Genomic DNA, 833 nt, shown 5'->3' with positions numbered 1-833 from the left:
GATACTTGCAATCAATACTGCAATAAAGGATAGGAATGATACAACCCCGTTTCCTTGTCCGATTTGCAACAACGCTCCAACCACAATAATGCCCGAGATAGCATTCGTTACAGACATTAGTGGCGTATGCAGAGCATGTGTTACGTTCCAAACCACGTAGTAACCCACCACACACGCAAGAACAAACACGGTAAAGTGAGAAAGGAACGCAGCAGGTGCTACCGATGCAATCCAAGCAAATGCGCCAACGGCTGCAACAAGACCAATCAACTTTTTAGTCGGAGAAGTTGGTTCTTCAACTTTTGGCTCTTTCTTAATGGGTTGAGCTTGCTTAGCTTGAGGCTGAGCCGATACTTGAATTGGTGGCGCAGGCCAAGTGATTTCGCCTTCTTTAATAACAGTAACACCACGAAGAACCACATCTTCGAAATCAATATTGATGTTGCCGTCTTTTTCTTTACAAAGCAGTTTAAGAAGGTTTACAAGGTTGGTTGCGTAAAGCTGGGAAGATTGCGTTGGCAAACGGCCGACCATGTCGGTGTAACCAACAATTTTTACGCCGTTGTCTGTCATGATAACTTGGTCTTTCACTGTGTATTCACAGTTACCACCATTAGCGGCTGCCAAGTCAACAATCACACTACCCGCTTTCATGCTATCGACCATTTCTTTGGTGATCAACTTCGGAGCAGGTCTGCCCGGGATTAATGCAGTTGTAATGATGATATCAACGTCTTTAGCTTGCTCTGCATATAGCTCTGCCGCTTTCTTATTGAAGTCATCAGACATTTCTTTTGCGTAGCCGTCACCAGAACCAGAGTCTTCTTGGAAAT

1 protein-coding gene is annotated in these 833 nt (G+C 44.5%); it reads right to left on the bottom strand.

Annotated features, from left to right (window positions below):
• Positions 1 to 833 (bottom strand): Re/Si-specific NAD(P)(+) transhydrogenase subunit alpha (locus tag R7Q48_RS26110; protein ID WP_318133096.1); only part of this gene is annotated, 833 nt, incomplete at both ends.

This window comes from Vibrio sp. 378 (assembly GCF_033339435.1).
Note: the sequence above shows the minus strand (reverse complement) of the source record. Positions and strands in the feature narration are given on the sequence as shown.